This window comes from Azospira sp. MPR-E4, from assembly GCF_058809645.1.
In genome coordinates this window covers 1-16,808 of the sequence record NZ_JBXAST010000067.1, presented here as the reverse complement: position 1 = coordinate 16,808, position 16,808 = coordinate 1, and the positions used below count along the sequence as shown (strand labels likewise).

Genomic DNA, 16,808 nt, shown 5'->3' with positions numbered 1-16,808 from the left:
GTTACTTATTCTTGGCGAGACAAGAATAAGTAACCAACAAGAAGGCGCGGAACACAGCGGTAACTAAACCCACCACGTCTGAAGATTCAGACACCCCTTGCGCCTGAAGACTCAGGCATCCCGCCTTCGAGGAATCACACCCGGCTTCGCCTCGAGAAACAGTCCGCCATACCCAGGCAGACAATCACAACCACCCACCCCGCCACACTCCAATAAAGACGGCCCACCCGGCAATGGCATCGCCGGGAGGGCCGTCTTTTGTGCTTCTCCGGCATGTGCCGGAGCGGGAACTTATTCGCCCAGCAGCAGGAAGGGGTTGATGCCGATGCGCTGGTAGCCTTCCTCGCTCACCAGGATGTCCAGGGCCAGGGTGGCCATGTCGTCGGCGATGGGGTCCAGGCCGGGGGCCTTCTCGGCCAGCAGCAGCTTCAGATAGTTGTGGCAGGTGTCGCAGGCTTCGGCCCGGGCGCCGTCTTCCCGCTCGTCGAGGGCGCGGTAGCTGACTTCCTTGCCTTCGCCGCAGGCGACGCAGGTGGCGCGGACGTGGTGCCAGGCGGTGTGGCAGAGGCCGCAGTGCAGGTAGCGCAGGCCGCCGGATTCGTTGCCGACGTGGATGACGCCGGCCACCGGGGCGCTGCCGCAGACGGGGCAGCTGTGGGCGGTGGCGGGGGCGGCGACGCTGGCGGCGTCCAGGCCGGCGGCGTGGCGGGTCCAGGCCACTTGCAGGGCGGCCATGACGAAGGGGGCGAGGATCATGTCGTCCGCTTCCATGGTGCCGCCGACGATGCGCTCGGCCAGGGCGCTGAGGCTGGCGGAATCGGCCTGCTGCAGGGCGGCCAGGGTGGGGCGGGCCGGTTCGGGCACCTGATCCTGGAGCAGGGCCAGCAGGGCCTGCAGGTCGCCCTGCCATTGCTGTTCCGGCGAGGCGCCGGGAGTCAGGCCGGGGGCGGCGTCGATGCGCTGCTGCTGGGCATCGCTGAGGGTGGCGACGAAGCCGAGCCAGTCGCCCAGGCTGTGGCCTTCGGCCAGCTGGCGCAGGCGGGCGGCCCGGGCCTTGAAGACGCTGGTGGCGGCGGGCAGGCGCACGGGGGAGGGGGACTGGCCGGGCACCAGGCCGGCGGCGGCCATGGCGGCGGCGGTGTCGTCGTGGGCGGAGAGGGTCATGTGGGAGGGTCTCTTCAGTGGGCGGTGAGGGCCGGATTGGGCCCGGGCTGGCGGGCCATCGGCGCAGGGTTGCAAGAATCGTGCACGGGATTGTGCCCGGAAGCGGCGCCGGGCGCGAATGGCGGGGCGGCGGAACGGCGCGGCGCCAGGGCCGTGGCAGGGTCCGGCGCCGATGGCAGCGGCCGATTTTGGCCCTGCTGCGGGGGCGGGGCAGGGCGCTTCTGCTGCGCTGCAGCGGGACATTCTGTCCGGTCAGCGAGGGACAGAATGTCCCGTTTTTGCTTGCTGCGAAGCACAAAACCCTTGTGGCGAAGCGGTTTTGGCGGGTGGCACGGAAAGTGCGAAATGTTCCCCGAGCCGTGGGCGGCGATGGTCCGGCGGAAGGTCAGGCGACTTCTGCACGGGCGGCCCGGAGCACGGCAATTCCGCTTTCAAGGGAGGATTCATGCAAGTCACACGACGGCAGTTCTTCAAGGTTTCGGCGGCGGGTCTTTCCGCTTCCAGCCTGGTGGCCCTGGGCTTTTCGCCCGCCACCGCCCTGGCCGAGGTACGTCAGTACAAGCTGACCCGGGCCAAGGAAATCCGCAACACCTGTACCTACTGTTCGGTGGGCTGCGGCCTGCTCATGTACAGCCTGGGCGACGGCGCCAAGAACGCCAAGCAGGAGATCATCCACATCGAGGGTGACCCGGATCACCCCGTCAGCCGCGGCTCCCTGTGTCCCAAGGGCGCGGGCCTGCTGGACTTCATCCACAGCCCCAACCGCCTCAAGTACCCGGAAGTGCGGGAAGCGGGCAGCAAGGAATGGAAGCGCATCTCCTGGCACGAGGCCGTGGAGCGCATCGCCAAGCACATGAAGGCCGACCGGGACGCCAACTTCGTCGCCAAGAACGCCGACGGCGTGACGGTGAACCGCTGGCTGTCCACCGCCATGCTGACCGCCTCCGCCTCTTCCAACGAAACCGGCATCCTGACCCAGAAGTTCATGCGCTCCCTGGGCATCGTCGGTACCGACGCCCAGGCCCGGGTCTGCCACGGCCCCACGGTGGCCGCCCTGGCCGCCACCTTCGGCCGCGGCGCCATGACCAACACCTGGGTGGACATCAAGAACGCCGACTTCATCCTGATCATGGGCGGCAACCCGGCCGAGGCCCACCCGGTGGGCTTCAAGTGGGCCATCGAGGCGAAGAAGAAGGGCGCCAAGCTGATCGTGGTGGACCCGCGCTTCAACCGCTCCGCCGCCGTCGCCGACGAATTCGTGCCGATCCGCGCCGGTTCCGACATCGCCTTCCTGGGCGGCATCATCAACTGGCTGGTGAGCAACGACAAGATCCAGTGGGACTACGTCAAGTCCTTCACCAACGCCAGCTTCATCGTCAATGAAGGCTTCACCTTCGACGAGGGCCTCTTCTCCGGCTACGACGAGGCCAAGGGCAAGTACGACCGGGGCTCCTGGAGCTACGAGCTGGACGCCAAGGGCCAGGCCAAGACCGACCCGACCCTGCAGCACCCGCGCTGCGTGTGGAACCTGATGAAGGCCCACTACGCCCGCTACACGCCGGAAGTGGTCTCCGACCTCACCGGCAGCCCCAAGGAAGGCTTCCTCTCCGTCTGCAAGCATCTGGGCGAGACCTGCGTGCCGACCAAGGTCGGCACCATCCTCTATGCCCTGGGCTGGACCCAGCACACCGTGGGCGCCCAGAACATCCGCACCATGGCCATGATCCAGCTGCTGCTGGGCAACATCGGCATGCCCGGCGGCGGCGTGAACGCCCTGCGCGGCCACTCCAACATCCAGGGCCTGTCCGACCTGGGCCTGCTGTCCACCAGCCTGCCCGGCTACCTGACCCTGCCCAGCGAGAAGGCCCATCCGACCTTCGCCGACTACCTGGAGAAGACCACGCCCAAGGCCCTGCAGCCGGGCCAGCTGAACTACTGGGGCAACACCCCCAAGTTCTTCGTCAGCCTGATGAAGTGGTTCTGGGGCGACAAGGCCACCAAGGAGAACAACTGGGGCTACGACTGGCTGCCCAAGTGGGACAAGATGTATGACGTGCTGCAGGTGATGGACCTGATGCACCAGGGCAAGGTGAACGGCTTCATCGTGCAGGGCTTCAATCCCCTGACCTCCTTCCCCGATGCCAAGAAGACCGCCGCCGACTTCGCCAAGCTGAAGTACATGGTGATCATCGACCCCATCGCCACCGAGACCTCCACCTTCTGGCAGAACCAGGGCGAGCTGAACGACGTGGACCCGGCCAGCATCCAGACCGAGGTGTTCCGTCTGCCCTCCACCTGCTTCGCGGAAGAGGACGGCGCCATCGTCAATTCCTCCCGCTGGCTGCAGTGGCACTGGAAGGGCGCCGACGCCCCGGGCGAGGCCAAGACCGACCAGGAGATCATCGCCGAGCTGTTCATGGCCCTGAAGAAGCTGTACCAGGAGCAGGGCGGCGCCGTGCCCGAGCCCATCCTCAACCTCTCCTGGCCCTACAAGAACCCCTACGATCCGACCCCGGAAGAGCTGGCCAAGGAACTCAACGGCCGCGCCCTGGCGGACATTCCCGATCCGAAGAATCCGGGCCAGTTCCTGGTGAAGAAGGGCGAGCAGATTCCCGGCTTCGCCGTGCTGCAGGACGATGGCTCCACCATGTCCGCCTGCTGGATTTTCGCCGGCTGCTGGACCCAGGCCGGCAACCAGATGGCCCGCCGCGACAACACCGACACGGGCCTGGGCAACACTCCGGGCTGGGCCTGGGCCTGGCCGGCCAACCGCCGCATCATCTACAACCGGGCCTCCTGCGACGCCGCCGGCAAGCCCTGGGACCCGAAGCGCAAGCTGATCGCCTGGAACGGCGAGAAGTGGGCCGGCGCCGACGTGCCCGACTTCAAGGTGGATGCGGCCCCGGATTCGGGCATGAACCCCTTCATCATGAATCCGGAAGGCGTGGGCCGCCTGTTCGCCACCGACAAGCTGGTGGACGGCCCCTTCCCCGAGCACTACGAACCCATGGAAAGCCCCCTCGGCACCAACCCCCTGCATCCCAAGGTGGTGACCAGCCCGGCGGTGCGCATTTTCAAGGCGGACAAGGAACGCCTCGGCACCCACAAGGAATTTCCCTATGTGGGCACCACCTACCGCCTCACCGAGCACTTCCAGTTCTGGACCAAGAGCGTGCGCCTCAGCGCCATCGCCCAGCCGGAGCAGTTCGTCGAGGTGGGCGAGGCCCTGGCCGCCGAGAAGGGCATCAAGGCCGGGGACTGGGTCAAGGTCAGTTCCAAGCGCGGCTACATCAAGGCCAAGGCCGTGGTGACCAAGCGCATCAAGGCCCTGATGGTGAACAAGCAGACCGTGCACCAGGTCGGCATTCCCCTGCACTGGGGTTGGGAGACGGTGGCCAAGAAGGGCTTCCTCTCCAACACCCTGCCCCCCGCCGTGGGCGACTGCAACACGCAGACGCCGGAATACAAGGCCTTCCTTGTGAACATTGAAAAGGCTTGAGGAGCAAGAACACATGGCTCTGCAATCTCTCGACATCCTGCGCCGCTCGGCCAGCCCGACGGCGGCCCCCCAGGCCCGCAATCCCCTGGAAGTGGCCAAACTCATCGACGTTTCCGTCTGCATCGGCTGCAAGGCCTGCCAGGTGGCCTGTTCCGAATGGAACGAGCTGCGTGACGACGTGGGCAGCTGCGTCGGCGTCTACGACAACCCCACCGACCTTTCCGCCCAGGCCTGGACGGTGATGCGCTTCAACGAGGTGGAGCAGCCCGACGTCAGCGGCGGCAAGCTGGAATGGCTGATCCGCAAGGACGGCTGCATGCATTGCGCCGACCCGGGCTGCCTCAAGGCCTGCCCCTCCCCCGGCGCCATCATCCAGTACAAGAACGGCATCGTCGATTTCCACCAGGAAAACTGCATCGGCTGCGGCTACTGCGTTTCCGGCTGCCCCTTCAACGTGCCCCGCATCAACCCGAAGGACAACAAGGCCTACAAGTGCAACCTGTGTTCCGACCGGGTGGCCGTGGGCCAGGAGCCGGCCTGCGTCAAGACCTGCCCCACCGGCGCCATCCAGTTCGGCTCCAAGGAGGACATGCAGGAAGTGGCGGCAAAGCGCGTCACCGACCTCAAGTCCCGGGGCTACGACAACGCCGGCCTCTACGATCCGCAAGGGGTGGGCGGCACCCACGTGATGTACGTGCTGCACCACGCCGACAAGCCCGAGCTGTACAACAACCTGCCCAAGGACCCGGCCATCAGCACCACGGTCAGCCTGTGGAAGGGGCTGCTCAAGCCCGTCGCCACTCTGGGCATCGCCGCCGCCGGCCTGTTCGGCTTCTTCCACTACATCACCGTGGGCCCCAACCGGGCCGAGGACGAACACGAGGCTGAAGAAGAGGTGACCAAATGAAAGAGCAACTGATCCAGCGTTACAACGCCGCCGAGCGCATCAACCACTGGGTGGTGGCGGTGTGCTTCATCCTGCTGGCCATCTCCGGTCTGGCCTTCTTCTACCCGGCCTTCTTCTGGCTCACCGGCGTCTTCGGCACGCCCCAGCTGGCCCGCATCGTGCACCCCTTCGTCGGGGTGGTGATGTTCATCGCCTTCGCCCGCCAGTTCTTCCGCTACTGGCACCACAACCTCGTCACCAGCGAGGACGTGAAGTGGATGAAGTCGGTGAAGGAAGTGATGAAGGGCAACGAGGTGGGCGACATCGGCCGCTACAACGGCGGCCAGAAGGGCATGTTCTGGGTGATGGTGGGCTGCATGGCCCTGCTGCTCATCTCCGGCGTCATCGCCTGGCGTCCCTACTTCGCCCTCTACTTTCCCATTCCCCTGATCCGGGTGGCTCTGCTGGTCCATGCCGCCAGCGCCCTGGTGCTGATCGCCAGCATCATCGTGCACGTCTATGCCGCCCTCTGGGTGCAGGGCACCATCCGCGCCATGGTGGAAGGGGTGGTCACCCACGCCTGGGCGCGCAAGCACCATCCCAAGTGGTTCCGGGAAATGACCGGCAAGGAATCCTGATCCCCTGATTCCCTGACGTTGCGGCCGGGGGCGGCGCTTGCAGCCTCCGGCCCTTGCAGCCCCATCTTTGCAGTACAGGACACACGACCATGGCCAGCGAATCCCTGCATCTTCTCCACGGCACCCAGTTCGACGACGAGCTGGAAGGCCCCGAACACGCTACCGTCTGCCGCACCACGGTGCTGCGCCTCAATGGCGGCGAGGCCGAGACCTGCGACGACCACGTGGTGGAAGAGGTGCCCGTGGCCCTGGTCTTCAACGGCATCTCCCACGCGGTGATGCTGGCCACGCCGGACAACCTGGAAGACATGGCCCTGGGCTTCGCCCTCACTGAAGGCATCCTGGAGTCGCCGTCCGAGCTGTACGGCGTCGAGGTGGTTTCCGGCTGCCAGGGCCTGGAAGTGCATCTGGAAATTTCCTCCCGCCGCTTCGTCGCCCTCAAGGAGCGTCGCCGCAACCTGGCCGGCCGCACCGGCTGCGGCCTCTGCGGCGTCGAGAGCCTGGACGCCGTGGCCCGGCCCTACAGGCCCCTGCAGCGGGGCCTGCTGCTGCCCGTGGCCGCCGTGGCCCGGGCCCTGGACCAGCTGCCCGACTGGCAGCAGCTGCACCGCATCACCGGCGCCGTCCATGGCGCCGCCTGGGTGGACAACCTGGGCAACATCCGCACCCTGCGCGAGGACGTGGGCCGCCACAACGCCCTCGACAAGCTGGTGGGCTGGCTGGCCAAGAGCCGCATCGACCCGGCCGCCGGCTTCGTCCTCACCTCCAGCCGGGCCAGCTACGAGATGGTGCAGAAATGCGCCGCCGCTGGCATCGGCTGCCTGGTCGCCATCTCCGCCCCCACCGGCCTGGCGGTGCGCCTGGCCGAAGAAAGCGGCATCACCCTGGCCGGTTTCGCCCGGGGTTCCCGCCTGGTCATCTACAGCCATCCGGAATACCTGGCCGCCGAAGGCGTGGCTGCGACCCGCCCCCTGGGCCAATCCCAGGGCAGTGCCAGCCAGGAGCCGCTGCCGCCGCGCTCCGGCGGCCGTACCCTGATGTAAGGCCCGCCCGGCAATGATTTCAGAGCAGGCGCCCCCTGGCGCCCCGCTGCACCTGCCCCCTGGCGGCCTGGTGGACCGCTTCGGCCGCCGCATCACCTACCTGCGCCTCTCCATCACCGACCGCTGCGACTTCCGCTGCACCTACTGCATGGCGGAAGAGATGACCTTCCTGCCCCACGGCGCCGTCTTGAGCCTGGAAGAAGCCCTGCGCCTGGTGCGCATCTTCGTCTCCCTCGGCGTGACCAAGGTGCGCATCACCGGCGGCGAGCCCCTGGTGCGGCGCAACGCCCTCTGGCTGCTGCAGGAGATCGGCAGGCTGCAAGGCTTGAAGGAGCTGGTGCTCACCACCAACGGCTCCCAGCTTGCCCGCCACGCCGCAGACCTGCGCCGGGCCGGCGTCAGCCGCCTCAACATCAGCCTGGACACCCTGCGCCCCGAGCGCTTCCGCGCCATCACCCGCATCGGCGACCTGACCAAGGTGCTGGACGGGGTGGAAGCGGCCCTGGCCGCCGGCTTCTCCCGCATCCGGCTGAATGCCGTGATGCAGCAGGGCGTGAACGACGACGAGCTGGGCGACCTGCTGGCCTACGCCGTGGCCCGCAACATCGACCTGGCCCTGATCGAGGAAATGCCCCTCGGCGACACCGGCCACGACCGCAGCGCCACCTATCTTTCCAGCGATGCCGCCCGGGCCCGCCTGGCCGAGCGCTTCGAGCTGATCCCCACCCTGGAGAACAGCGGCGGCCCCGCCCGCTACTGGTGGGTCGGCGGCAGCGACAGCCGGGTCGGCTTCATCTCCCCCCATTCCCACAATTTCTGCGACACCTGCAACCGGGTGCGCATCAGCGCCCAGGGCACCCTCTACCCCTGCCTGGGGGACGACGGCGCCATCCCCCTCCTACCTCTCCTGCGCGCCCATCCCCAGGACGACGCCCCCCTCGGCGCCGCCATCGCCACCGGCATGGGCCTCAAAGCCCAGGCCCACGACTTCACCGCCGCCATGGCGCAGCCGAAAATCCTGCGCTTCATGTCCAGCACTGGAGGCTGAACACTTCCTTTAAGTAGTTCGGCTGTTGATGACTGGAAGGGGTCAGGAGCTGTCCTTTGCCGAAGCTGTCAGATGGCCGACATCAGGAGTTCTGGAGCATCCTTGAAGAAAATGCGAAATGGATTGACACTTGGCCTGCGTCTTCATTTTCGTAAATCCACAACCAAGCGACATTTGAGACATCCCAGATGAATTTAATACAGTGCAGCGGTTTTCTGTATGTGTAAACGGACCGGTGAGTCCGCCTATTAACTGTTTGAGCACTCAACTGTGGCAGAGACAACCAATCTGTATCTCCTGATATTCCCGGAACGAGGGATCATAAAAATCGGCAAAGCTGATGACATCCATAACAGAATCCAAACCCTAAGACGTTGGTGGGGAGAGGCCGACTATGAGGCGTCGTATTACCTGCGTGCGCCGTTGGAAGTGATATTCAAACTGGAGAAATCGCTTCACTTCTTTTTGTCGCAATATTCTGTCCCCTTTGAAGAGGGTGACGGACGAACGGAACTATTCTCTGCTGATGCCCTAGGTGTCGCACTTAAGCACATTGATCTCTATTCTTCATCAGCTCCAGATATTGAAGGTGTAAAGAAAGGTGTGCCGCGGCCTTTGCTTGCGAGTCCTTTGCCTCGACGTCGCGGAAAGCACCGAGGACTAATTCGCAAGTCAAAGGCCATGGTTGACAGCGTGGCCCGAACCGCTGGCCAGTTCGGCAGGATCAATCGTCTTCTCATGATCTTGCTGCGGAGACAGTCGCGAATTCCATACCAATATGATGTTATCGACGACTGTGTTTATTTTCGAGTCCGTCTGTTGAGAAACAATAAGGGGGGATTCGATTCTGCCAACTTGATGCGCTACTTTAGCTTTGATATTGAAGACCTCAGCGGTTGGTGTGGTATCAACTGTTGCTCTGTTACCAGCGTTGGTGATGTCATGCAGTTCAGAGTACGACTCCTATCGGTGAATGAAGACAGGCCGTGGAGTGCGCTCTTTTCTTACTTTTCTAGGCAAAGCGAATGTTTGCTTAAGAAATTGCCACGACGCTCATCTGTTGCGACATATCCAATACCAATGCTCGACGAATTTCAAGTTATGAACGACATATTTCAGCGCTACGAAAACGATGGGCTGTAACCAAGCAGTCGAACGGATCTGCGTGAAAAGCCGTACAGGCGTCCCAATGTCACGTTAACCAGTAAGCGAGCGGTCCCAAATATTATGCAAAGTCCCAGATCAAGAAACCTAGATCAAAAACCTAAAGCGCAGAGTTGGATTAATGCAAATCCTGGAAGGTCCTCGCTATTACTGGAAGCAATTCGCGCTCTCGAAGTAGGCTACGGTGGTGATCTGTCAGGCTTTGTCGATTTTGCTCCAGCAGAATATCGGTTCAATAGCAAAAAATCAGGTGGTTACGTCATTTTACGTGCTCGCAATAATGGATCTGTTGGTGCAAAAGTTCAGTTAAGGTCTAACTACTGGAAAGAGCTAGAACTAAAGAATCCGCGCAATCTTAGCACTCTCACTCAACTCATCACGAAGCACTGCTTGACCGGTTTTGATTTTGAAAACGAGCACAGTCAGGTTGAGTTTGATAAAGCCGTCAAGAAAGCGCTTGATAGTCCAGAGAGTGAACGTAAGGAAAGATTGAAAAATGCCAGCCCTGAGCCTAGAAAAGTATGGCGAAAGGTTTCGGCCTATGTAAGGAACCCAGATGTTGTAGCCGAGGTATTGCATCGGGCCCGCGGAAGTTGTGAAGAATGTAGAGAAGCCGCTCCCTTTGTCAGAATTTCGAATGGGACTCCATACCTCGAAGTACATCACCGTAAACAACTTTCAGATGGGGGCTATGACACTGTTGAAAATGCAGTTGCACTCTGCCCCAATTGCCATAGGAAGAAACATTTTGGCTAACCCAGCGCTCAAACGAATCGAATAAATACGTCGTTACGCGCCGCTTTTCGTCGTCCGTTTAGCGCCACGTTCTGACTGTTCGCTTTCCTAAGGTCGCTCTTAGAGTCGATGGCAGAAATGGAAAAAGCATCAGATGTCTCTCCTGTTCTGTGGATGGGTACGTTCAGTACGGGCTTTCCTCTCCAGCAGCGCTAGCAAAGCCATTCCTCCCTCCATAGCTTCCTCCAATAACTACTGCCACCACTCCAGCCGCATTTCCGCCCGTACCAGGCGTTGCTCCTCCTGCTCGATTTTCTCGAACATTTCCTGAAGTACGTGGATGTGTTCCTGGGTGATGCGATGGCCTGATAGAGGCGCCGGCAGGAGCAGGGCGTCGGAGCTTCGCTATACTCCCGCTTCTCTCTTCCTCCCGCCTTCCCATGCAAGTCGTCATCGTCGGTACCGGCAAGCTCGCCAGTGAGCTCCTCGCTTCCCACCAGTTGGGCCATCCCTTTCAGGTTGTGCCCTGGGGCCGGCAGGCCGAGGACGAACCGGCCATCGTCGTCCATGCCGGTTCGGGGCGGGAGCTGGAGGCGGTGGCGGCTTTCTGCCGCGCCACGGCGTCGCCCTTGATCGAGCTTGCCACCGGCTCCGCCCTGGAGCGGGAGGCGCCGGAGTTCCCGGTGCTGCTGTGCCCCAACACCAATATCCTGATGCTCAAGTTCATGGCCATGCTGGAGGCCAGCGGCCATTTCTTCCGCGGCTACGAGATGGAACTGGTGGAGTCCCACCAGGCGAGCAAAAGCTCGGTGCCGGGGACGGCGGTGAATCTGGCGGCTTCCGTCGGCCTGGGGCCGGAGGCGATCCGTTCGGTGCGGGACCCCCGGGTGCAGCGGGAGGAGCTGGGCATTCCCGAGGCCGACCTGCCGCGCCATGCCTTCCACCGCCTCAGCATCAGCGACGGGGCCTGCAGCCTGCGCCTGGAAACCCGGGTCCAGGGGGAGGCGCCTTACGCCGCCGGGGTGTCGCGCATCGTCGAGGCGGTGCATGGCAAGGTGCTGGAAAAGCGCCTCTACCCGATCATGGAATTCATCACCCGGGGCTGGCTGTAGTGCCAGCCACCCGGGTGGGGCGGCGGAGCCGACAGGCCTGAACTCCCCGTCGGGCGGCGCGGTCGAAGCGCCGCCGTCATCTCGGCCGCCAACATTGCCGGAGGCGTGGGGCCCGGCGCCGGCAGGCGCTCCGCCGACGGGCCGGGCAGCGGGCCTGCGGCCCCTGCCTTGTTCCTCCGGCGGCATGGGGGATAATGGCGGCGGTCCCACATTCCCTCAGTTCATGGGTGCTTCCAAGTGCAAAAGATCATTGATGGTTTTCTCAAGTTCCAGAAAGAGGTCTTCCCGGCCCGTTCGGAACTGTTCCGCCATCTGGCCGACGGCCAGAGTCCCAAGGTGCTCTTCGTCACCTGCTCCGACAGCCGGGTGGTGCCCGAGCTGCTGACCCAGCAGGAACCGGGCGATCTTTTCGTCATCCGCAACGCGGGCAACATCGTGCCCTCCTACGGGCCCGAGCCCGGCGGCGTTTCCGCCACCGTGGAATACGCCGTCTCCGTGCTCAAGGTGACCGACGTGGTCATCTGCGGCCACTCCAACTGCGGCGCCATGGCGGCCATCTCCAGCTGCCAGTGCCTCGACCACCTGCCGGCCGTGGCCCACTGGCTGCGCTATGCGGATGCGGCCAAGGCCATCATCTCCGCCAGGGAATACGCCACGCCCCGGGAGCGGGCCGACGACCTGGTGCGGGAGAACGTCATCGCCCAGCTGGCCAACATCCGCACCCATCCGGCGGTGGCCCTGGCCCTGGCCCAGCGCAAGCTGAACCTGCACGGCTGGATCTACGACATCGAGAACGGCGCCATCGACGCCCTCGACGGCCGCACCATGTCCTTCGTCTCCCTCTCCGACAATCCCGAGGTCAATGCCACCTGAGACTGGCCCTCGGCAGGGAACGAAAAAGGCGCCCGTGGGCGCCTTTTTTCTTGGTGCGGCGGCCAGCCTGCCCCGTGCGGTCAGCGCAGGCTGGCGCCCGCCAGCTTCACTCCGAAGCCGATGAAGAGTCCGCCGACGGCGCCGGTGGCCCCGGCGGAGAGACGGCGGCGCCGGCGGAAGGCATCGGCCAGGTAGCTGCCGCCGAAGATCAGGGCGGAGAGGTAGAGGGCGCTGCAGAACTGGACGATGGCGCCGAGGATGAGGAAGGACAGGGCCGGGTGGGGGTAGTCCGGGGAGACGAACTGGATGAAGAAAGAGACGAAGAAGAGGATGGCCTTGGGGTTCATCAGGCTGATGACGAGGGCGGTGCGGAAGGGCTGGCGGGCGTCGCCTTCGCTCAGGCGGCTGGCGGGCGCCTCGATGCCGCGCCAGCGCTGCACCGCGGCCCGCAGCAGGCCGATGCCGAGCCACACCAGGTAGGCGCCGCCGGCGTACTTGAGCACCATGAACAGGGCCGGCACCGCCACCAGCAGGGAGGCGACGCCGGAGGCGGCCAGGATCATCAGGATCAGGTCGCCGAGGAAGATGCCGCAGGCGCCCCGGTAGCCGGCGGCGATGCCCCAGCGGGAGGCCACCAGGGTGACGTACATGGAATTGGGCCCGGGCAGCAGTACGATGAAGATGGTGCCGAGGATGAAGGTGGCCAGGTCGGTGATGCCGTAGGTCATGCTGGAGCCTTTGCGCTTACTTGTAGTAGCTGGGGTCTTCGAAGAGGGACTTGATGACCACCTTCTTCACTTCCTTGTGGTCGGGCACGGCGTAGAGCACCGGGGTCAGCAGTTCCTCGAAGATGCCCCGCAGGCTGCGGGCGCCGGTCTTGTACTCGAAGGCGATTTCGGCGATCTGCTGGAATACCGCCGCCTCGATCTGCAGTTCCACCCCCTCGCTTTGCAGCAGCAGGCGGAACTGGTTGTAGAGGGAGTTCTTCGGCTCGGTCATGACCCGCACCAGCATGGCCTTGGAGAGGTCCTGGAAGCGGGCCACCACCGGCAGGCGGCCGGTGAATTCGGGGATCAGGCCGAATTCGAAGAGGTCGGTGGGCTTCACCCGGCTGTTGAGGCGGTCCAGGATGTTCTGGTTGTCGTCCTCGCCGGTGCCGATGTAGCCGAAGCTGTGGCTCTTCTCCATGATCTGCTCCAGGCCGACGAAGGCACCGCCGCAGATGAAGAGGATGCCCGAGGTGTCGATGCTGCGGTTGTCCGGCAGCCGTACCGGATAGCCTTCCATGATCTTCAGCAGGGCGTGCTGCACGCTCTCGCCGGAAGTGGCCTGGATCCGGGCCGCTTCCCCGGGGCGGGCCTTGAGCTTGTCGATCTCGTCGATGAAGACGATGCCGCGCCCGGCCCGCTCCGTGTCGCCGCCGGCCTTTTCCAGCAGGCGCAGCAGGATGGCCTCGATCTCCTCGCCGACGTACTTGGTCTGGGCCAGGGAGGTGGCGTCGGTGGTGACGAAGGGCACCTGCAGGAAGCGGGAGAGGGTCTCGCACAGCAGGGTCTTGCCGGTGCCGGTGGGGCCGATGATGAGGACGTTGCTCTTGTCCAGGCGCACCGTCTCGCCGGCGGCGGTGAGCTTGCGGTAGTGGGCGTAGACCGCCACCGCCAGCACGCGCTTGGCCTCTTCCTGGCCGATGACGTACTGGTTGAGGTATTTGACGATGGCGCTGGGGGTGGCGTTCTCGGGCAGCACGGCGGTATCCGGGGCAATGACGTTGCCGTGACTGTAATCCAGCCGGGCGCCGGCGACTACCCGGCGTCGGTTAAAGCTGGGTAAAGAGCCCGGCCAGGGCTTGCGCTTCCGCTTCCAGGCGCCGCTGCTGCAGGTCGAAGCGGGCCACGGTGTGCAGGGGGCCGCCGATGGTGGCGGCGGCGTAGGTCATCAGGTCCAGGTGGCGCACCGGCAGCACCAGGCCCGGTCCCGGGGCGAGGCCCTGCAGCCGCGCCTGCATGGGTGCCAGGGGATAGGTGTCGCCGTAGAGGCCCAGGGTCAAGTGGGGGGTGTAGGGGAAGTCATCCCGCTCCGGATGGGAGTCGAGCAGGGCCTGGCGCAGTTGCAGCAGGCTGGGGCCGTCACCACCCACCGCCAGGTAGGGGGCCGAGGCGAAGGTGGCGCAGGGGCCCAGTTCCAGGGAAAAGGGCGGTGGCGCTGCCCGCTCCAGGGCCGCCACCTGGGCGGCGAGGCAGGCGGGGCTGTAGTCGTCGGCCCGTTGCCGCGCCGGGGCGGGAAAACCGCCCAGGGCCACCGTGATGTGGGGCTGGCGCCGGTAGCCAGGCAGCAGCCAGGGTGCCAGCTGCGCCTTGAGGCCGTCCACGGCAGCGGTCAGCGCCGGGGTGTCGGCGGCAATGGCCCACACGGCGTAGCAGCGCCGGCCCTGGTGCCAGTCGCTGAAATCGTCGTGGCGGCAGGCCAGGGTGAAGGCGTCGGTGGCTTGCAGCATGATTGCTAGAAAAATCCGGGCATAAAAAAACGGGACTGTTGCCAGTCCCGTTTTGCGGCCAGATCAGGTGATCAGGCGAAGTTCTGGGCAGCGAAGTCCCAGTTGGCCAGGGAAGCCAGGAAGGTCTCGACGAACTTGGGGCGGGCGTTGCGGTAGTCGATGTAGTAGGCGTGTTCCCACACGTCGATGGTCAGCAGGGGCTTGCCTTCGCCGGTCTTCAGGGGGTTGCCGGCGGCGCCGGTGTTGACGATGTCCACGGAGCCGTCGTCCTTCTTCACCAGCCAGGTCCAGCCGGAACCGAAGTTGCCCACGGCGGAGGCGGTGAAGGCCTTCTTGAACTCGTCGAAGGACCCCCACTTCTTGTTGATGGCATCAGCCAGGGCGCCAGCAGGAGCGCCGCCGCCGGCGGGCTTCATGGAGCTCCAGAAGAAGGTGTGGTTCCACACCTGGGCGGCGTTGTTGTAGATGCCGCCGGCGGGGGCCTTCTTGAAGATTTCTTCCAGACCCAGGTTCTCGTACTCGGTGCCCTTGATCAGGTTGTTCAGGTTGGTCACGTAGGCCTGGTGGTGCTTGCCGTAGTGGTAGTCGAAGGTTTCTTCGGAAATGTGGGGAGCCAGGGCGTTCTTGGCGTAGGGCAGGGCGGGCAGTTGATGTTCCATCTTATTCTCCGTTTAGTAGGCGGGTTGGTTGGGGTAACCGTCAATTCTAGACAGTCGCAGCACCACAGACAACGCAAGTCGGCGGCGGTTCCCCGGGATCGATCAGTTCGCTCCGGCGGCGCTGTCGGATTCGCCCCGCACTTCCACCTGGCGTTCGCCCCGGTGCAGGCGCAGGGTCAGGCGCTGGCCCGCCGCCAGTGATCCGGCATCGTGGACCGCCTGGCCCTGCTGGTCGAAGGCGATGGCATAGCCCCGGGACAGCACGGCCTCCGGGTTGAGGTGGGTGAGGCCGGCGGCGAGGCGTTCCAGCTGGCCGCGGCGGGTCTGCAGGGCGCGCTGCTGGGCGTTGGCCAGGCGGCGCTGCAGGGCTTCCAGGCGGGCGGCCTGGGCCCCCGGCTGGGGCCGGGCCAGGCGCAGGCGCTGGCGGGCCCGCTCCAGATCGAAGCCGGCCCGTTCCAGGCGGCGGCCCAGGGCGTGTTGCAGGCGCTGGCCCAGGGCATGGAGATTCTGCTGCTGCAGGGCCAGGCGTTCGGCCGGGTGCTTGAGGCGGCGGGCGCTCCAGTCCAGGCGCTGCTGGGCTTCCTCCAGGCGGCGGTGCATGTGGCGGAAGAACTGGCCGGCGAGGCGTTGCAGGTGGTCGCGCAGCGCATCCCGGTCCGGGCTGGCCAGTTCGGCGGCGGCCGTGGGGGTGGGGGCGCGCAGGTCGGCGGCGAAGTCGGCGATGGTGAAATCGGTCTCGTGGCCGACGCCGCTGACCACGGGCATGGGGCAGGCGGCGATGGCCCGGGCCACGCCTTCGTCGTTGAAGGCCCACAGGTCCTCGATGCTGCCGCCGCCGCGCACCACCAGCAGCACCTGGCATTCCCGGCGGCTGGCGGCGGTCTCGATGGCGGCGGCGATCTGGCGCGGCGCTTCCTCGCCCTGGACCAGGGTGGGGTACAGCACCACCTTCACATGGGGCGCCCGCCGCGCCAGGGTGGTCAGCACATCGCGCAGGGCGGCGGCCTGGGGACTGGTGACGATGCCCAGGGTGCGCGGATGGGCGGGCAGGGGACGCTTGCGCTCGGCGGCGAAGAGGCCTTCGGCCTCCAGCTTGGCCTTGAGCCGCAGGAAGCGCTCGTAGAGGTCGCCCTGGCCGGCCCGGCGCATGCCTTCCACATTGAGCTGGAAGTCGCCCCGGGGCTCGTAGAGGGAGACCAGCACCCGGGCCTCCACCTGGAGGCCGTTCTCCAGGCGGAAGCCCAGGGTTTGGGCCTTGTTGCGGAACATGACGCAACGCACCTGGGCCTGGGGGTCCTTGAGGGAGAAATAGGCGTGGCCGGAGGCGGCCACGGTCAGGTTGGAGATTTCGCCGCTGACCCAGCACAGGGGAAAGGCGGATTCCAGCCGCTGCCGGGCCAGGCGGTTGAGGCTGCTGACGCTGATCACTTCCCGGCCGCCGTCGGCGGCAAAGGGCTCCTGGCGGGCGGGGGAATAGGCGGGACGGGCAGGGT

At 65.1% G+C, this 16,808-nt stretch carries 15 protein-coding genes; 9 read left to right on the top strand and 6 right to left on the bottom strand.

The window, feature by feature from the left end:
• Positions 1-291: 291 nt before the first annotated feature.
• A complete protein-coding gene (gene fdhE / locus AC1RTA_RS14805) occupies positions 292-1,164 on the bottom strand; it encodes a formate dehydrogenase accessory protein FdhE (RefSeq protein WP_492785147.1) in 873 nt (290 codons plus the stop codon).
• Positions 1,165-1,609: 445 nt separating this feature from the next.
• On the opposite strand from fdhE, the gene fdnG reads away from it, so the two are divergent.
• The 9 genes from fdnG to AC1RTA_RS14760 all read left to right on the top strand — a co-directional run bounded on the left by fdnG (position 1,610) and on the right by AC1RTA_RS14760 (position 12,162).
• The gene (gene fdnG / locus AC1RTA_RS14800; RefSeq protein ID WP_492785146.1) at positions 1,610-4,663 is read left to right on the top strand and encodes a formate dehydrogenase-N subunit alpha; all 3,054 of its coding nucleotides are present in this window, start codon (positions 1,610-1,612) and stop codon (positions 4,661-4,663) included.
• Between the two features lie 13 nt (positions 4,664-4,676).
• Entirely contained in the window at positions 4,677-5,570 is an 894-nt protein-coding gene (gene fdxH / locus AC1RTA_RS14795) for a formate dehydrogenase subunit beta (RefSeq protein ID WP_130458898.1), read from the top strand.
• Positions 5,567-6,187: a formate dehydrogenase subunit gamma gene (locus AC1RTA_RS14790; protein WP_130458897.1), complete on the top strand. Its 621-nt coding sequence runs from the start codon at positions 5,567-5,569 to the stop codon at positions 6,185-6,187. The genes fdxH and AC1RTA_RS14790 overlap by 4 nt, the downstream gene beginning before the upstream one ends.
• Before the next feature lie 89 nt (positions 6,188-6,276).
• Positions 6,277-7,230 carry a formate dehydrogenase accessory sulfurtransferase FdhD gene (gene fdhD, locus AC1RTA_RS14785; protein ID WP_492785145.1) on the top strand — a complete coding sequence of 318 codons (954 nt, stop codon included), beginning with the start codon at positions 6,277-6,279 and terminating at the stop codon, positions 7,228-7,230.
• A 13-nt stretch (positions 7,231-7,243) separates the two neighbouring features.
• On the top strand, positions 7,244-8,278 hold the full coding sequence (moaA, locus tag AC1RTA_RS14780; RefSeq protein ID WP_492785144.1) for a GTP 3',8-cyclase MoaA: 1,035 nt from the start codon (positions 7,244-7,246) through the stop codon (positions 8,276-8,278).
• A 270-nt stretch (positions 8,279-8,548) separates the two neighbouring features.
• Entirely contained in the window at positions 8,549-9,421 is an 873-nt protein-coding gene (locus AC1RTA_RS14775; protein ID WP_014238288.1) for a GIY-YIG nuclease family protein, read from the top strand.
• Between the two features lie 84 nt (positions 9,422-9,505).
• Positions 9,506-10,198, top strand: coding sequence for an HNH endonuclease (locus AC1RTA_RS14770; protein ID WP_014238287.1), 693 nt, complete (start codon positions 9,506-9,508; stop codon positions 10,196-10,198).
• A 419-nt stretch (positions 10,199-10,617) separates the two neighbouring features.
• Positions 10,618-11,289 (top strand): dihydrodipicolinate reductase, encoded by a 672-nt coding sequence (locus AC1RTA_RS14765; protein WP_492785143.1) that lies wholly within the window; start codon positions 10,618-10,620, stop codon positions 11,287-11,289.
• Between the two features lie 237 nt (positions 11,290-11,526).
• On the top strand, positions 11,527-12,162 hold the full coding sequence (locus AC1RTA_RS14760; protein WP_014238285.1) for a carbonic anhydrase: 636 nt from the start codon (positions 11,527-11,529) through the stop codon (positions 12,160-12,162).
• 80 nt (positions 12,163-12,242) lie between these two features.
• On the opposite strand, the gene leuE is transcribed toward AC1RTA_RS14760, so the two are convergent.
• The 5 genes from leuE to xseA all read right to left on the bottom strand — a co-directional run bounded on the left by leuE (position 12,243) and on the right by xseA (position 16,743).
• Positions 12,243-12,890 carry a leucine efflux protein LeuE gene (gene leuE / locus AC1RTA_RS14755; RefSeq protein ID WP_130458891.1) on the bottom strand — a complete coding sequence of 216 codons (648 nt, stop codon included), beginning with the start codon at positions 12,888-12,890 and terminating at the stop codon, positions 12,243-12,245.
• A 16-nt stretch (positions 12,891-12,906) separates the two neighbouring features.
• Complete coding sequence (gene clpX, locus AC1RTA_RS14750; RefSeq protein WP_492785142.1) at positions 12,907-13,908, bottom strand: ATP-dependent Clp protease ATP-binding subunit ClpX; 1,002 nt, start codon at positions 13,906-13,908, stop codon at positions 12,907-12,909.
• A gap of 70 nt (positions 13,909-13,978) precedes the next feature.
• Positions 13,979-14,656 (bottom strand): 2'-5' RNA ligase family protein, encoded by a 678-nt coding sequence (locus tag AC1RTA_RS14745; RefSeq protein ID WP_492785141.1) that lies wholly within the window; start codon positions 14,654-14,656, stop codon positions 13,979-13,981.
• A 71-nt stretch (positions 14,657-14,727) separates the two neighbouring features.
• Positions 14,728-15,315 carry a superoxide dismutase gene (locus tag AC1RTA_RS14740; protein WP_130458889.1) on the bottom strand — a complete coding sequence of 196 codons (588 nt, stop codon included), beginning with the start codon at positions 15,313-15,315 and terminating at the stop codon, positions 14,728-14,730.
• A gap of 102 nt (positions 15,316-15,417) precedes the next feature.
• Positions 15,418-16,743, bottom strand: coding sequence for an exodeoxyribonuclease VII large subunit (gene xseA, locus AC1RTA_RS14735; protein ID WP_492785148.1), 1,326 nt, complete (start codon positions 16,741-16,743; stop codon positions 15,418-15,420).
• Between the last annotated feature and the right edge of the window lie 65 nt (positions 16,744-16,808).